Origin of the sequence: Castellaniella daejeonensis, from assembly GCF_039523555.1 — a bacterium.
GTDB classification, from domain to species: domain Bacteria; phylum Pseudomonadota; class Gammaproteobacteria; order Burkholderiales; family Burkholderiaceae_B; genus Castellaniella; species Castellaniella daejeonensis.
In genome coordinates this window covers 67,186-82,411 of sequence record NZ_BAAAFN010000014.1, presented here as the reverse complement: position 1 = coordinate 82,411, position 15,226 = coordinate 67,186, and the positions used below count along the sequence as shown (strand labels likewise).

Annotated in this window: 15 protein-coding genes and 1 tRNA gene; 8 read left to right on the top strand and 8 right to left on the bottom strand. The window is 68.6% G+C overall.

The annotated features are described in order from the left end of the window. The first annotated feature begins 22 nt into the window (after nt 1–22). Together ABD022_RS09595 and ABD022_RS09590 are read left to right on the top strand one after the other, a co-directional pair. Nucleotides 23–96: transfer RNA gene (locus tag ABD022_RS09595), tRNA-Cys, on the top strand. Between the two features lie 302 nt (nt 97–398). Then, nucleotides 399–911 (top strand): ferritin-like domain-containing protein, encoded by a 513-nt coding sequence (locus tag ABD022_RS09590; protein WP_325125866.1) that lies wholly within the window; start codon nt 399–401, stop codon nt 909–911. Between the two features lie 87 nt (nt 912–998). On the opposite strand, the gene ABD022_RS09585 is transcribed toward ABD022_RS09590, so the two are convergent. From ABD022_RS09585 to ABD022_RS09570, 4 genes are all read right to left on the bottom strand, one after another. Beyond that, on the bottom strand, nt 999–1,214 hold the full coding sequence (locus ABD022_RS09585; protein WP_325125884.1) for a cold-shock protein: 216 nt from the start codon (nt 1,212–1,214) through the stop codon (nt 999–1,001). Nucleotides 1,215–1,287: 73 nt separating this feature from the next. Beyond that, nucleotides 1,288–1,581, bottom strand: a complete 294-nt coding sequence (locus tag ABD022_RS09580) for a hypothetical protein (protein WP_325125868.1) — start codon at nt 1,579–1,581, stop codon at nt 1,288–1,290. Nucleotides 1,582–1,871: 290 nt separating this feature from the next. Continuing rightward, nucleotides 1,872–2,801 carry a ZIP family metal transporter gene (locus tag ABD022_RS09575; RefSeq protein WP_343821120.1) on the bottom strand — a complete coding sequence of 310 codons (930 nt, stop codon included), beginning with the start codon at nt 2,799–2,801 and terminating at the stop codon, nt 1,872–1,874. Then, entirely contained in the window at nt 2,794–4,278 is a 1,485-nt protein-coding gene (locus ABD022_RS09570; protein ID WP_343821117.1) for a M20 family metallopeptidase, read from the bottom strand. The genes ABD022_RS09575 and ABD022_RS09570 overlap by 8 nt, the downstream gene beginning before the upstream one ends. Before the next feature lie 143 nt (nt 4,279–4,421). On the opposite strand from ABD022_RS09570, the gene ABD022_RS09565 reads away from it, so the two are divergent. From ABD022_RS09565 to ABD022_RS09545, 5 genes are all read left to right on the top strand, one after another. Further along, complete coding sequence (locus ABD022_RS09565; RefSeq protein ID WP_343821116.1) at nt 4,422–5,036, top strand: DUF2946 family protein; 615 nt, start codon at nt 4,422–4,424, stop codon at nt 5,034–5,036. 66 nt (nt 5,037–5,102) lie between these two features. After that, nucleotides 5,103–5,690 carry an NUDIX hydrolase gene (locus ABD022_RS09560; RefSeq protein ID WP_325125876.1) on the top strand — a complete coding sequence of 196 codons (588 nt, stop codon included), beginning with the start codon at nt 5,103–5,105 and terminating at the stop codon, nt 5,688–5,690. Between the two features lie 19 nt (nt 5,691–5,709). Next, the gene (locus ABD022_RS09555) at nt 5,710–6,564 is read left to right on the top strand and encodes a leucyl/phenylalanyl-tRNA--protein transferase (RefSeq protein ID WP_343821114.1); all 855 of its coding nucleotides are present in this window, start codon (nt 5,710–5,712) and stop codon (nt 6,562–6,564) included. 72 nt (nt 6,565–6,636) lie between these two features. Then, nucleotides 6,637–7,374 carry an arginyltransferase gene (locus ABD022_RS09550; RefSeq protein WP_325125880.1) on the top strand — a complete coding sequence of 246 codons (738 nt, stop codon included), beginning with the start codon at nt 6,637–6,639 and terminating at the stop codon, nt 7,372–7,374. A 47-nt stretch (nt 7,375–7,421) separates the two neighbouring features. Then, complete coding sequence (locus ABD022_RS09545) at nt 7,422–8,465, top strand: quinone-dependent dihydroorotate dehydrogenase (protein ID WP_343821145.1); 1,044 nt, start codon at nt 7,422–7,424, stop codon at nt 8,463–8,465. 70 nt (nt 8,466–8,535) lie between these two features. On the opposite strand, the gene ABD022_RS09540 is transcribed toward ABD022_RS09545, so the two are convergent. Both ABD022_RS09540 and ABD022_RS09535 read right to left on the bottom strand, forming a co-directional pair. Next, on the bottom strand, nt 8,536–9,243 hold the full coding sequence (locus ABD022_RS09540; protein ID WP_343821112.1) for an LrgB family protein: 708 nt from the start codon (nt 9,241–9,243) through the stop codon (nt 8,536–8,538). Between the two features lie 4 nt (nt 9,244–9,247). Beyond that, the gene (locus ABD022_RS09535; RefSeq protein WP_343821110.1) at nt 9,248–9,682 is read right to left on the bottom strand and encodes a CidA/LrgA family protein; all 435 of its coding nucleotides are present in this window, start codon (nt 9,680–9,682) and stop codon (nt 9,248–9,250) included. 85 nt (nt 9,683–9,767) lie between these two features. On the opposite strand from ABD022_RS09535, the gene ABD022_RS09530 reads away from it, so the two are divergent. Beyond that, nucleotides 9,768–10,694, top strand: coding sequence for a LysR family transcriptional regulator (locus tag ABD022_RS09530; protein ID WP_343821108.1), 927 nt, complete (start codon nt 9,768–9,770; stop codon nt 10,692–10,694). On the opposite strand, the gene ABD022_RS09525 is transcribed toward ABD022_RS09530, so the two are convergent. Both ABD022_RS09525 and ABD022_RS09520 read right to left on the bottom strand, forming a co-directional pair. Beyond that, the gene (locus ABD022_RS09525) at nt 10,691–13,849 is read right to left on the bottom strand and encodes an efflux RND transporter permease subunit (protein WP_343821106.1); all 3,159 of its coding nucleotides are present in this window, start codon (nt 13,847–13,849) and stop codon (nt 10,691–10,693) included. The two genes, ABD022_RS09530 and ABD022_RS09525, sit on opposite strands and share 4 nt — an antisense overlap. Next, the gene (locus ABD022_RS09520; RefSeq protein ID WP_343821104.1) at nt 13,846–15,048 is read right to left on the bottom strand and encodes an efflux RND transporter periplasmic adaptor subunit; all 1,203 of its coding nucleotides are present in this window, start codon (nt 15,046–15,048) and stop codon (nt 13,846–13,848) included. Before ABD022_RS09520 ends, ABD022_RS09525 begins: the two co-directional genes overlap by 4 nt. Nucleotides 15,049–15,226 lie beyond the last annotated feature (178 nt).

The following is a 15,226-nucleotide window of genomic DNA, read 5'->3' as shown; positions in this document are numbered from 1 at the left end:
AGTCCGGGCATCGGACATCACCGGCGCAATGGCAGAGTGGTGATGCAGCGGATTGCAAATCCGTGTACGTCGGTTCGATTCCGGCTTGCGCCTCCAAATGAAATCAAGGACTTGCGTGTTGAACGCAGGTCCTTTTTTCATTCCAGCCCCATCCCCGCATCAGTGGCCACAGGAAACTCGCGGTTTCCCGCCTCCAGCCCCCATCCAGCACGATTCGCCCCGCATCCCTCGCCCACCACGCCAGGGACGGCTCCAGTCATTCCCGCAAGCATCATCCCGGAATGATCCGGGCATGTGCCTTGCTGCGGCTCGCAGGCCGGCCGTGGGAGCCGGCCGCTCCTTGGCGGCGCTGCACGATGATCAGCACGCCCAACACCGCTCACACCACGAGGAAAACCATGACGACCAGAATGCAAGACAACCTGCTGGACTGGCTGCGCGACGCCCATGCGATGGAAGAACAGGCCGAAAAGATGCTGACAGCCACTGCGGAACGGCTCCAGAACTACCCCGCGCTGCGGGCCCGGATCGAACAGCACATCGAAGAGACCCGGCAACAGGCGGTCCGCATCCGCGGATGCATCGATCGCCTTGGCGGCGATACATCCGCGGTCAAGGACATGACGGCGAAAATGATGGCCATGGCCCAGGGGCTGAGCGGCATGTTCGTTTCCGACGAGGTGGTCAAGGCGAGCCTGGCCAGCTATGCCTTCGAGCACATGGAGATCGCCAGCTACAAGGCGCTCATCGCAGCCGCAGAGACATGCGGGGACATGGAGACCAGGCAGATGTGCGAGCAAAGCCTGGCCGAGGAAGAAGCCATGGCGGACTGGCTGGCCTCGCGCCTGCCCGCCACGGTGCGGGAATTTCTCCAGCGCGACGAAACACCGGACATGACGGCGAAGCACTGAAAAAAAGCCGGGCTTCCTGTTTCAGGAAGCCCGGCCGCACTGTGATTTCCCGCGCATCGCCGCCCGAAAGCGGCAATCCGCCGGATATCAGAGAATCTGGATCTTGGTGGCCTGCGGGCCCTTCAGTCCGGCTGCGGACACGTAGGAGACACGCTGGTTTTCTTCAAGGGATTTGTGACCGGAGCCCTGGATCTCCGAGTAGTGCGCAAAGAGGTCCTTGCCGCCGGATTCGGGCATGATGAAGCCGAATCCTTTTTCGCTGTTGAACCATTTCACGATGCCGATTTCTGTAGTCAAAGTCATTCCTAAAGGATAAAAGGGGGAACTTTCCCCACCCCCACTATGGGGGCTTGCTGCATGCGACACAATCGCAATTTCAATTTGTCGCAAACGCGGAACCGGGCGGAAGCGATGCGCCCGCCGCCTGCAGGCGCAACCGCGCCGGCATGACGGGCAGCGCGCACGCCCGGATATAGCTGAATGCCTCGGCCTTGGCGAATTCGACCGCGGCGTGGGCAGATTCGAAGAGCGGCGTGAACCGCATGAGGCGGTCCTGGGTCATGCTGGCATGGCCGCTGCGAATCGAGACGGAGGCGACATAACGGCCGCCCTGATCGCGGCGGACCAGAGGAGAGACCAGGTACTTGCCGACCTGTATGGATGGATACATGTGAACCTTTCGATGCCGGCAAGACGCCGGAATCCGATGAAACAATGAGGGCGCAAAGCGCGTGGGGCTGGACTCTGCCCGCGGCTGGCCTGCAGGGGTATTCGCTGCGGGCGAGAGGCTGCCGGAAATGAAACCCGGATCGGGTACGGCCGACTAAGGAAGAAGCACAGGATCAGTTGCCGCGCGTTTTTCATGGAATCATTCTGCACGTCGCGGCGGCTGACTCGTCAGTGTACCACGTCCCGCGCGCATCCAGGCAATTCACTTGCAAAAGGAAGCCGGCGGCGCGCTCATCCCAGCGCCGTATCCAGGAACATCATGACGGCGAAGCCGGCCATCAGGCCGACGGTGGCCGCCGTCTGATGGCCGTTGCGGTGCGTCTCGGGTATGACTTCGTGCGACACCACGAAGATCATGGCGCCGGCGGCCAGGCCCAGGCTGACCGGATAGGCGATGGGCAGGCCGCTGGCAATGCCCACGCCGACCAGGGCGCCCAGGGGTTCCATCAGGCCGGAGGCCACGGCGACGAAGATCGCCCGCGACAGTGGCAGGCCGATGGCACGCAGCGCCAGTGCCACCGCCAGCCCCTCGGGAACGTCCTGGATGGCGATGGCCGTGGTCAGCGGCAGCCCGACCGTCAGGTCGCCATGGGCGAAACCCACTCCGATCGCCATGCCTTCGGGCAGGTTGTGCAGCACGATGGCCAGCACGAACAGCCAGACGCCGCCGATGCGCGCGGCGGCCGGGCCATGCACGCCGGAACTTTCGTGCTGGTGCGGCGTGAAATAATCCAGCCCCAGCATCAGGAGCACCCCCAGGCCCAGGCCGATCGTGACCGTCAGGGCCGCGCCCGTGCCGCTGCCCAGCAAGCCACGGGCGGCGTCCAGGCCCGGCAGGATCAGTGAGAACGAACTGGCCGCCAGCATCATGCCGGCAGCAAAACCCAGCATGCAATCCTGGGCGCCCGTCTCGACGGAACGCAGGCCCAGGGCCAGCAGCGCACCCAGTGCCGTGGCGCCGAAACCCGCCGCACCGCCCAGGGCCGCATATCCCAGGAACCCCCGGTTTTCATCGGAAAACGATTCCGCGCCGCCGCCCAGCAGCAGCCAGGACACGGCCAGCAGCGCCACTGCCAGGCCGAACGCCACCGCCCGGTGCTCGCGCAGCTGACGTCGCCAGGACTGGGTGAACGGCGCCTGGACTGCCCGTGCGTCACTCATCGCTTTGCGTGCCCGCAGGCAGGGCCGCCATGGCCTGGGCCACCGCCGCCGTCAGGCGCCTGGCATACGGCACGTGCAGGAACTCATTGGGCCCATGAGCGTTGGATTTCGGCCCCAGGACGCCGCACACCATGAACTGCGCGGCAGGAAAACCCTGGCGCAGCAGGTTCATCAGCGGGATCGTGCCGCCCTGGCCGATATAGCCGCAGGGCGCATCGAAATACTGACGCGACGCTGCATCCAGCGCGTCGATCAACCAGGGCGCGGACTCGGGGGCGTTCCAGCCGCCGGCCACGCCGGGGTCGGGCTGGAACAGGACGCGGGCCCGGTAGGGGGCATCCTGCTCCAGCAGCCGCTTCAGCTCGTCCGCGGCCGCGCCGGCATCGACCAGCGGCGGCAGGCGCAAGGACAGCTTGAAGGCAGTGCGGGGGCGCAGCACGTTGCCGGCACTGGCCAAAGGCGGCAGGCCATCCGCCCCGGTGACGGACAGGGCAGGCCGCCAGGTGCGGTTCAGCAGCGCCTCGCACGGATCGGTCGCCATGGGCAGCACGACGCCGCCTTCGGCGCCGCAACTCCAGGGAAAGCGCTTCCAGACTTCGTCGCCCAGGATCCGGGCAGCCGCGCGAGCCTGCCCGGCGCGCTCGGCCGGAATGTCGCAATGGAAGCTGGACGGCAGCACGCGACCCGTGCCGCTGTCTTCCAGACGGTCCAGCAGATGGCGCAGGATACGGAAGCTGGACGGCACCACGCCGCTGGAATCGCCCGAATGCACGCCCTCGTCCAGCACCTGGACTTCCAGCGTGCCGGTCACCAGACCGCGCAGCGAGGTCGTCATCCAGAGCTGCTCGTAGTTGCCGGCGCCCGAATCCAGGCAGACCACCAGGGCGACGCGGTCCAGCCGGTCGCGCAGTGCATCGACGTAGGGCAGCAGGTCGTAGCTGCCGGATTCCTCGCAGGTTTCGATCAGGCCGACGCAACGTGGCCGGGGAACGCCCTGGCGATCCAGCGCTTCGATGGCAGTGAGCGAGGCGTAGACGGCATAGCCGTCGTCGGCACCGCCCCTGCCGTAGAGCTTGCCATCGCGCAGCACCGGCGTCCACGGCCCCAGGCCGGCACGCCAGCCGGAGAACTCGGGCTGCTTGTCCAGGTGACCGTACATGAGCACCGTGCCGCCATCGTCCCGCCGCGTCGCGGGCGCGTCGAACCACAGCACCGGCGTACGGCCCGGCAGGCGGATCACTTCGACCGACAGCCCCCGGATCGGCCGCTTCCGGGCCCAGCGGACGGCGTCTTTCACCACGCGGTCGATATGGCCGTGCGCGGCCCAGTCCGCATCGAAGGCCGGGCTCTTGGCCGGCACGGCGATGTAGTCGCACAGGGCCGGCACGATCTCGCGGTCCCAGGTGTCGTCGATGAAGGCCCGGAGGGCGGCGGGATCCAGCCCGGCTGGAGCGGCGGGGGCCTGCGGCGTATCCATGGCGTATCCTTTCTTCAATTCTTTCCCGGGAATCATTCTACGCTCCGGATCGGGCCTGGTCCGGCTCGGATACACTGCCTGGAAAGGGCGGGCACGGCCCCGATCGCCGGGCGACGCACCGGCCCCGAAAACGGAAACCCGAAATGGACGATCAAGTACTCGCGGCCATGGCCCGCTGGCCCAACGTGCCGGCCGTGCGCGGCTGGCTGTCGCTGTCGGCGCGCGGCCAGTGGCGCCTGCATCCCCACGGCCGCGGCTGGGACACGCCGGACGAGGAACCGGGCGAAACCATCTCCAGCCCGCAGATCATCGGTTTCATCGGCCGCAATTACCTCGCCGACGATGCAGGCCGCTGGTTCTTCCAGAACGGCCCCCAGCGCGTGTACGTGCGGCTGGACGGCGCTCCCTGGATCCTCGGCATGGACGCCGACGCGCAGGGCCGCTCGCGCTTGCGGACCCATACGGGCCAGGACTACGGCCCGGTCGACCACTGGTGGCTGGATCCCGGCGGCCGGCTGTATGCCCGGTCGGCAGCGGGCGCGGGACTGGTGAACGACCGCGACCTGGGCCGTGTGGTCGATGCCCTGCGCACGGCCGATGGACAGCCGCTGGACGACTGGTTCGAGCGGCCCGATCCCGCCGGCATCTCCGTACGCCTGGACAGCGGCGATCCGGGCTGCTCCGCGGCCAGGACGCCGATGGGCCTGCTGGCCGCCGACGCCGTCGAAGCCACCCTGGGCTTCGTGCGCCTGCCGTAGCCCCGCCCGCATGGACACCCGCGCCGAATACCCCGAATGCCCGCACCCGCAAGCTAAAATCCCCGCATGACTTCGCCCGATCCCGCCTTCTACCATCCCGCCCCCCGCTCCCAGCAGTTCTGCTCGCAGTGCGGTCATGCGCTCAGCCGGGAAATCCCGCCGGACGACAACCGCATCCGCGACCTGTGCACCCACTGCGGCGCGGTCCACTACCAGAATCCGCGCAATGTGGTCGGCGTGGTGCCCATCCTGGGCGACCGTGTGCTGCTGTGCCGCCGCGCCATCGAGCCGCGCCACGGCAAATGGACGCTGCCGGCCGGCTTCATGGAACTGGGCGAAACCACCGAGCAGGGCGCGGCGCGCGAAAACCAGGAGGAATCGGGCGCGCGCATCCGCATTCGTTCCCTGTTCACGGTCATCGACGTGCCCTCGGTCAACCAGGTGCACCTGTACTACCTGGCCGACGTCCTGGGTCCGCACCTGGCGCCGGGCCCGGAAACCCTGGAAGCCGCTTTCTTCGGCCTGGACGAAATCCCCTGGCGCGACCTGGCCTTCCGCACCGTCAGCACAACGCTGGAGCACTACCTGCGCGACCGCGGCCAGGGGGCATTCCCGACCCATCACTACGCCATCGACCTGCGGTTTCCCGACTGAACGGAACCGCGGCGCCACCATGACGATCGCCTGGATCGAAGACCGCGATCCCCTGCCCGACCCGGCGCGCGTGCCGATTCCTGCCAGCGGCCTGGCGGCGGCGGGCCTGGACCTGTCCCCCGCCCGGTTGCACGAGGCATACCGCAAGGGGCTGTTTCCCTGGTATTCCCCCGGCGAACCGGTGCTGTGGTGGAGCCCCGATCCGCGCATGGTGCTGCGCTGCGAAGACTTCCACACCAGCCGCTCGCTGGCCAAGCGCGTGCGGCAATTCGATCGGGACGACGGACCGGAAACCGCTGCATCGCCGGCCGACGGAAACGCGCCGCCCGCCCTGCGCATCACCCTGAACCAGGCGTTTCCCGCCGTGATCGCCCACTGCGCGCAACGCGGCGCACCGCGCATCGGCCTGGGCGCCGCCCGCGCCGGCCGGGACTGGACCCAGGCCTGCGCGGCGCAAGGACGGGACGGCACCTGGATCACGCCGGACATCATGGCGGTCTACACCGCCTGGCACCGCATGGGTTGCGCCCACAGCGTCGAGGCCTGGATCGGCGGCCGGCTCGCGGGCGGCCTGTACGGCGTCGGCCTGGGGCAGTGCTTCTTCGGGGAATCGATGTTCAGCCTGGCCGCCGACGCGAGCAAGGTCGCCCTGGCCTACCTGGTGCGCCACCTGCAGGCCCGGGGGGTGCCCTGGATCGACTGCCAGCAGGAAACCCCCCATCTGGCCAGCCTGGGCGCCCGGCCCGTGCCCCGTGCGCGGTTCCTGGACATGCTGGCAGCTGGCCGCGATGCCCCGGCGCCTGCGTGGGGAAGCGGGCGCCTGCGGGCCGATGGCCGCCTGGAACCACGGTCCGGCGGCCGGCCGGTGCGCTGATCATGGCGGCCGGCACTGGCCTTCCCACGCCGCCGGTGCCACAATGAATCGGTCGCAACCCCGGCCCGATTCATGAGCAATCCCAGCGAATCCGTCTTCCGCCGCCTGCAGTTCTACACCACCGCCACCTATCCGTGCAGCTACCTGCCCGGCCGCATGGCGCGCTCCGAGGTCGCCGCCCCCACCCATCTGGTGGACGAATCCGCCTATGCGCGCCTGATCGAGCAGGGATTCCGCCGCAGCGGCCTGTTCACCTACCGGCCGGCCTGCGAACAATGCCAGGCCTGCATCCCCATCCGGGTCGACGTCCGGCGCTTCCGGCGCGACCGCACCCAGGGCAAGCTCTGGCGCCGCATGCAGCCCACGCTCTCGGTCCGCCTGGCGCCGCTGCACTGGGACGCACGGCATTTCGACCTGTACCTGCGCTACCAGCAGCAGCGCCACCCCGGCGCCGGCATGGACCAGGACGACCAGGCCCAGTACACCCAGTTCCTGCTGACCAGCCGGGTCCATTCCGAAATGGCCGAATTCCGCGACACAGATGGCGCACTGCGCATGGTGGCCATCATGGACCGCATCGACCACGGGCTGTCGGCGGTCTATACCTTCTACGACCCCGACTGGCACGGCAGCCTGGGCACCTACGGCATCCTCTGGCAGCTGGACTACGCCGACCGCCTGGGCCTGCCCTGGCTGTACCTGGGCTACTGGATCGACGAAAGCCGTAAAATGGCCTACAAATCGCGCTTCCGGCCGCACCAGATCCTGCGCGGCGGCGTCTGGGCCGAACCGCCCCCCGCCGGCGGCTGAACCCGGGCCGGCGCGCCGCCCTCGTCCAACCGACCCCATCCATGCCCATGTCCCTGCTGTTCCAAGCCTATCCGCTGGCGCGCACCGCCCTGTTCTCCATGGACCCCGAACAGGCCCACGAATGGACCTTGCGCGCGCTGCAGCGCAGCCAGGGCTGCGCCGCGACGCGGCTGCTGGCCGCCCGGCAGCCGATCCTGCCGCGCACCGTCATGGGTCTGCCGCTGCGCAATCCCGTCGGCCTGGCGGCGGGCCTGGACAAGAACGGCGCCTGCATCGACGGCCTGGCCGCCCTGGGTTTCGGTTTCATCGAAGTCGGCACCGTCACCCCGCGCGCCCAGCCCGGCAACCCCAGGCCGCGCATGTTCCGCCTGCCGCGCGCGCGCTGCCTGATCAACCGCATGGGATTCAACAACGACGGCCTGGACACATTCGTCGCCAACGTCCAGCGCAGCCAATGGCGCCGGCACGGCGGCATCCTGGGGCTGAACATCGGCAAGAACGCCGACACGCCGATCGAGCGCGCCGTGGACGACTACCTGCTGTGCCTGGACGGGGTGTATCCCCATGCGGACTACATCACGGTGAACATCTCTTCGCCCAATACGCGCAACCTGCGCAGCCTGCAAAGCCACGATGCGCTCGACGCGCTGCTGGGCGCGCTGCGGGAACGCCGCGAAGCCCTGGCCGACCGCCACGGCCGGCGCACGCCGCTGGTGGTCAAGATCGCGCCCGACCTGGACACCGAAGAAATCGACGCCGTCGCGGAACTGGTCCCGCGCCACGGCATCGATGGCATCATCGCCACCAACACCACCCTGTCGCGCGATGCCGTGCGCGGCCTGCCCCACGAAGACGAGGCGGGTGGGCTCTCCGGCCCGCCCGTGCACGAAATGTCGCTGGCCGTGATCCGCCGCCTGCGCGAGCACCTGGGCCGGGACACGGCGATCATCGGCGTGGGCGGCATCGAATCCGGCCGCCAGGCCGTGGAAAAGGTCCAGGCCGGGGCCGACGCGGTGCAGGTCTACACCGGGCTGATCTACCGGGGGCCGGCGCTGATCGCCGAATGCGTGCGGGCGCTGGAAACGGCCTGAAGCCCGCGCCCGTGTCCGCATCCGGGCGCGGCGTCGCCGCGCACCGGCGAAAGGCAGCGCGAAGACCGGGTCACAGCGCCGTCAGGATCGCGGCGCCCAGCACGTTCGCCAGGCCGATCAGCACCATCACCAGGCCCGCGATGGAACCTTCCTCACGCCCCAGCTCATAGGCCTTGGCCGTGCCGGCCCCGTGCGCGCCCACGCCCAACAGCGCGCCGCGCGCCAGCGAGGAACGGACCGGCAGCCAGGCCAGCAGGCATTGCCCGACGATCGCGCCCAGCACCCCCGTCAGCACGACGAACACCGCCGTCAGGTCCGGGATGCCGCCGATGTCGCCGGAGACCTCCATGGCGAACGGCGTGCTGATCGAACGCGGCAGCAGGCTCAGCCGCAGGGCGCCGTCCAGGCCCAGCCACGTCGCCAGCCCCCAGCCCGTGACCAGGGCCGTGGCGCTGCCGACCAGCACGCCCGCCGCCAGCACGGGCCAATAGCGGCGCACGAGCGCGCGCTGTTCGTAGATCGGCACGGCGAACGCCACCGTGGCCGGCCCCAGCAGGGCCACCAGCCAGCCGGCCCCCTGGAAATACTGCCGGTAGCTGACGTGCGCCACCAGCACCAGGACGACCAGCAGCGCCGGCGCCAGGGCCAGCGGCATCAGCCACCATCTGGCGTAGCGGGCATAGAGCCGCTTGGCCAGCAGATAGAAGCCGACCGTCGGCACGGACCAGAGCAGCACGTCGGCGCACAGGGCCGCCGCGCCCGTCATCGAAACCGGCATGGCGTCAGCACCCCTCCGCCGCAGACGGTTCCCCCGCCCGGGCGCGGCGCAGCATCCAGGCATGGCAGACGTCCACCGTCAGGGCGGTCGCGGCCATCACAGCCACCGTGCCGACCAGGATCACGGCCAGGATCTTGAGCCCCAGGATGCCGACGAATTCGCCGTGTTCGACCACCGCAGGCACCGCCGGCACGAAGAACAGCAGCATGTCCGCCAGCAGACACTGCGCGCCGCGCCGCGCGCTGAAGGGGCTGATCCACCCGGCCGCCATCGACGCCAGCAGCAGCGCCAGCCCGACGATGCCGCCGGGCAGGGGCAGATGGGCCAGCCTGACCAGCGCCTCGCCGGCCAGCCAGAAGCCCACGATCAGGCCGACCTGGGCGGCCCGCATCCGGTGCAGGCCGCGCCGGGACAGGACGGGAATCGCACGCATCTTCATGATTGAATCTCCATGAAGGCAGTGTAGAATCGCCCTTGTTTATTCTACAAATGAATTATTTGAATTTTTTCTATTCCATATAAGAATGGATCTGCGTACTCTCAGAGCCTTCGTCGAAGTCGTGCGGCAAGGCGGCTTCTCGCAGGCCGCCAAGACGATCTTCGTCACCCAGCCCACGGTCAGCAAGGCCGTCCGTCAGCTCGAGGACGAGCTCGGCTTCCCGTTGCTGGACCGCAACGGACACCGCAGCGCGCCGAGCCCGGCCGGCGACGTGGTCTATCGGCATGCCACCCGGATGCTGGCCCTGCGCGAGGAACTCCTGGCCGAACTGCAGGATCTCGCGGACCTGCGACGCGGCACGCTCAGGATCGGCCTGCCGCTGATCGGTTCCAGCATGCTGTTCGCCCCCCTGTTCGCGACCTACCGGCACCGCTACCCCGGCATCGACATCCGCCTGACCGAGCACGGCAGCCTGCAGCTGGAAGACATCCTGCGGGCGGGCGACATCGAACTGGGCGCCTCGCTATTGCCCGTGTCGGACGAATTCGAATGGCAACCCGTGCGCAGCGAACCGCTGGTCGTGCTGATGCCGGCCAACCATGCGCTCGCCCGCCGCGCGGCCGTCCGGCTCGACGACCTGCGCGCCGAACCCCTGGTGCTGCTGGAAAGCGGCTTCGCCCTGAACCGCATCATCCAGCAGGCCTGCGCCCGGCGCGGCTTCGAGCCGAAAGTCGCGGCGCGCAGCGGCCAGATGGACTTCATGATCGCCCTGGTCGCCGCCGGCCTGGGACTCGCCTTCCTGCCGCGCATGATCCTGGAGGAACGGCCGCAGGCCGGCCTGACGCACGTCCTGCTGGACGAACCGGACATCCGCTGGGACCTAGCGACGGTCTGGCGGCGGGACGCCTATCTGTCCCTGGCGGCGCGCGCCTGGCTGGATCTCGTGCGCGAGACGCACGCGGGCCGCGCGCAGCCAGGCCCGCGAAACCCCGGACGGACAGGCGCGTCCTAGACCACCCGCCCGCTCCGCGCCCGCCGCAGCCTTTGCGCCTGCTTCAGCGCCCGGCCGCGCACATAACGATGATGCAGGCGATCCAGGTACAGATACACCACCGGCGTCGTGAACAGGGTCAGCGCCTGCGACAGGAGCAGGCCGCCCACCATCGTATAGCCCAGCGGCTGGCGCAGCTCGGACCCGGCACCGGTACCCAGCATCAGCGGCAGCCCCGCCAGCAGGGCGCACATCGTGGTCATCATGATGGGCCGGAAGCGCAGCAGGCAGGCCTGGTAGATGGCCTCGCGCGGGGATAGCCCCTGCTGGCGCTCGGCCACCAGGGCGAAGTCGATCAGCATGATGCCGTTCTTCTTGACGATGCCGATCAGCAGCAGGATGCCGATGATCGCGATCACGCTCAGGTCGAAGCCGCTGCCCATCAGGATAAGCAGCGCCCCCACGCCCGCCGAGGGCAGTGTGGACAGGATGGTCAGTGGATGGATGTAGCTCTCGTACAGCAGGCCGAGCACGATGTACACGGCCACCAGGGCGGCGGCGATCAGGTAGGGCTGGCTCGCCAGGGATTCCTGGAAGACCTGGGCCGTGCCCTGGAAGGCGCCCTGGATCGACAGCGGCATGTTCATGGCGGCCTGGGCCGCATGGATGGCATCCACCGCCTGGCCAAGCGAGTGGCCGGCCGCCAGATTGAAGGAGATCGTCACCGCCGGGAACTGGCCCTGATGGTTGATCGACAGGAAGCCCGGCCTGGAGGTATCCAGCTTCGTCAGGCTCGACAGCGGCACCTGCTCGCCAGTCAGTGGCGACCTGACGTACAGACGCGAGAACACGGCCGGGTCCGACTGCAGTTCAGGGGTGATCTCCAGGACGACCTGGTAGCTGTTGATCTGGGTGGAATACTGCGCCACCTGGCGCTGGCCCAGGGCGTTGTAGATCGTGCTGTCGATCATGGCCGGCGTGATCCCGAACATGGCTGCCCGGGTGCGGTCGATCGTGATCACTGCCGTGTTGGCGCTGTTCTGCTGGTCGGAAGCCAGGTCGGCCAATTGCGGCAGGCCGCGCAGGCGTTCCAGCAGGCGCGGCGCCCAGGTGTTGAGCTCGTCCAGGTTGGCGCTGGTCAGGGTGTACTGGTACTGCGTGCGCGACAGGCGCCCGCCAACGTTGATGTCCTGCCCCGCCTGCATGAACAGGCGCACGCCGGGCACGTGTTCCAGCTGCGGGCGCAGGCGGCGGATGATGTCGTCGGCACTGGCGCGCCGCCCCGCATCGCGCGGCTTCAGGCTGATGAAGAAGCGCCCGGTGTTGAATGTCGGCGCATTGCTGCTCATGCCGAAGGCGGCCACGTCCGGATCCTGGCGCAGAATCTCGGCCAGGGCCATCATGCGCTGGTTCATGGCATCGAACGAGCTGTCCTGAGATGACTCGGCCAGGCCGAAGATCGCGCCGGTGTCCTGCTGCGGGAAGAAGCCCTTCGGGATCACGATGAACAACGCGGCCGACGCCGCCACGGTTGCCAGAAAGACGCACAGCGTGGCGAACTGATGATCCAGCGCATGGTCCAGGCCCCGGCGGTAGACCGCCAGCATGCGGTCGAAACCGCGCTCGAAGGCCTGGTAGATCCGACCGTGCGAGGCCTGCTGGGGATTGCGCAGGTAGCGCGAGCACAGCATGGGAATCAGGCTGAGCGTGACCAGCACCGAGATCACCACGGTCATGACGACGGTCACGGCGAATTCGCGGAACAGCCGCCCCACCATGCCGCCCATCAGCAGCAGCGGAATGAACACGGCCATCAGCGACACCGAGATCGACACGATGGTGAAGCCGATCTCGCGCGCGCCCTTCAGGGCAGCCTCCATGGGTCGCATGCCCTCTTCCACGTGGCGCCAGATGTTCTCCAGCATGACCACGGCGTCGTCGATCACGAAGCCCACGGAAATCGTCAGCGCCATCAGCGAGAGATTGTCCAGGCTGTAGCCGGCCAGGTACATCAGGGCAAAGGTGCCCATCAGCGCCAGCGGGACCGTGGCGCTGGCGATCAGCGTGCCCGCCACGTTGCGCAGGAACATGAAGATCACCATCACCACCAGCGCGATGGACAGCAGCAGGGTGAACTCGACCTCGTGGACCGAAGCGCGGATGTTCTGGGTGCGATCGATCAACGTGCTGACATGGATGCTGGCCGGCATGGACGCCATCAGGCGCGGCAATTCGGCGCGAATGCGCTCGACCGTTTCGATGACGTTGGCCCCGGGCTGCTTGGTGATCCCCACCACCAGGGAACGCCCGTTGCGGGCCACATCGTCCGGCCCGGCCCCCTTGCCGGCAAAGGCCCAGGCGGCCTGCTTCGTGTCCTCCGGTCCGGGCACGGCCCTGCCGATGTCGCGCACGCGCACCGGCGCGCCGTTGCGCCAGGCGACGATCACGTCGTTCCAGGGCGCCGCATCGAGGATCTGGTCGTTGGTGTAGATGGTGTAGCTCTGCCGGCTGCCGTCGATCGTGCCCTTGGGCTGGTTCACCGTGGTGGTGGCGATCACCCCCCGGATCGATTCCAGGTCCAGCCCCAGCGCGGCGATCTTCTGCGGATCGACCTGGATGCGGATGGCCGGCTTCTGCTGGCCGAAGATGTTCACCTGGCCGACGCCCTCGACCCGCGACAGCTGCTGGGCCAGGATATTGTCGGCGAAGTCGTTGACTTCGGTGATGGGCAGCACGTCGGACTGCACCGACAGGATCAGGATGGAGAAATCCGCCGGATTGACCTTGCGGAAGGTCGGCGGGCTGGACAGGTTCGAGGGCAGCTGGCGCGAAGCCGAATTGATGGCGCTCTGCACGTCCAGGGCCGCACCGTCGATATTGCGGTCCAGCGCGAATTGCAGCGTGATACGCGACACCCCCAGCGCATTCTCGGAGCTCATCTGCACCAGGCCCGGGATCGTGGAGAATTCCCGTTCCAGCGGCTGGGCCACGCTGGTGGCCATGGTTTCCGGATTGCCGCCGGGCAGCCTGGCCGTGACCTGGATGGTGGGAAAATCGACCTGGGGCAACGGCGCCACAGGCAGCAGCGGAAACACCGCCAGGCCCAGCAGGAACAGGGCCATCGCCAGCAGCGAGGTGCCGATGGGACGCCGGATGAACGGCTCGGAGATGTTCACGATGCGTCTCCGGGCTTGCCGGAAACGGCCTGCCCGCCGGCAGCCGGCGCATCGGCCGCATTCGCCGCGACCTCGGCGATCTTCAGGCCGGGCCGCAGCTTGTACTGTCCATCGACCACGACGCGCTGGCCCGCCGACAGTCCCTCGGTCACCACGGCCAGGCCGTCCTGCGCCACGGCCACCTGCACCGTCTGGGCGCTCACCCGGTCATCGGACCCGACCAGGTAGACATACAGCCCCTGGGCGCCGCGCTGCACGGCGGATTCCGGCACGACCAGGGCGCCGGCCCGGTCGCCCAGGATCAGCCGCACGTCCACCGTCCGCCCCGGCCACAGAGTGTGATCGGGATTGTCCAGCCGCGCCTTCAGGCGCAGCGTGCCGCTGGCGGCGTCGATCTGGTTGTCCACCAGGACCAGCACGCCGCGGCCAAGCAGTTCAGGCTGGTCCCTTCCATAGACTTCAACCGCCAGCCCGCCCGCGCCGCCTGCTGCCCGGACGGCTGCCTGGACCTCGGCAAAGGCTGTGTCCGGCACGGTGAAACTGACGGCGATGGGATCGATCTGGTTGATCAGCACCAGGCCGTCGGCATCCGCCGCACGCACCAGATTGCCCGGATCCACCTTCAGGGGCCCCGTGCGCCCGGTCAGCGGCGCCGTGATGCGGGTGTAGTCCAGCTGGACGCGGGCCGCCTGGATCTGGGCCTCGTCGGCCTGGATCGCCGCCTGCAGGATCGCAACCTGGGCGCGCTGGGTGTCCAGGGTCTTGCGGTCGATGGCGCCATGGCGGGCCAGTTCGACATAGCGCGCCAGATCTTCGCGCGCGTTGTCCAGCTGCGCCTGGTCGCGTGCACGCTGGGCGACGGCCTGGGCCAGCTGGGCTTTCTGCGTCCGGTCGTCGAGCCTGGCGATGAGCTGCCCCTGGCGCACGATCTCGCCTTCGCGAAAGCCCACCGATTCGAGCTGGCCGTCGATGCGCGCGCGCACCATCACGCTGGCCCAGGCCTGGGCCGCGCCCAGGCCCTGGACGCGGATGGGCATGTCGCGGGCGGCCACCATCGCCGTGCGCACCTGGACCGGAGCGGCTGCAGCCGGGGCGGCTGCGGGTGCCGGGCGCCCCGACCACCAGATCCACAGCACCACGATCGGCAGCGCCGCCAGGGCCCACCACAGAAAGGAACGGCGCACGGAAGAAATCGCCATGAGTTCTCGAAACGGGATGTTGTTCGACGGAAGAAACCCTGCCGCGCCGCGGTGCGTGCGAATGGGCGGGCGGCCGGACGGCCGCCTGTGGGCGAGTATACGAGGAAGCGCCGAGCTGCGCTGGACCGGATGCCGGTCGGCTGAACGCCCGGGCACGGCAGCCGTGTCCCGCGGCGGA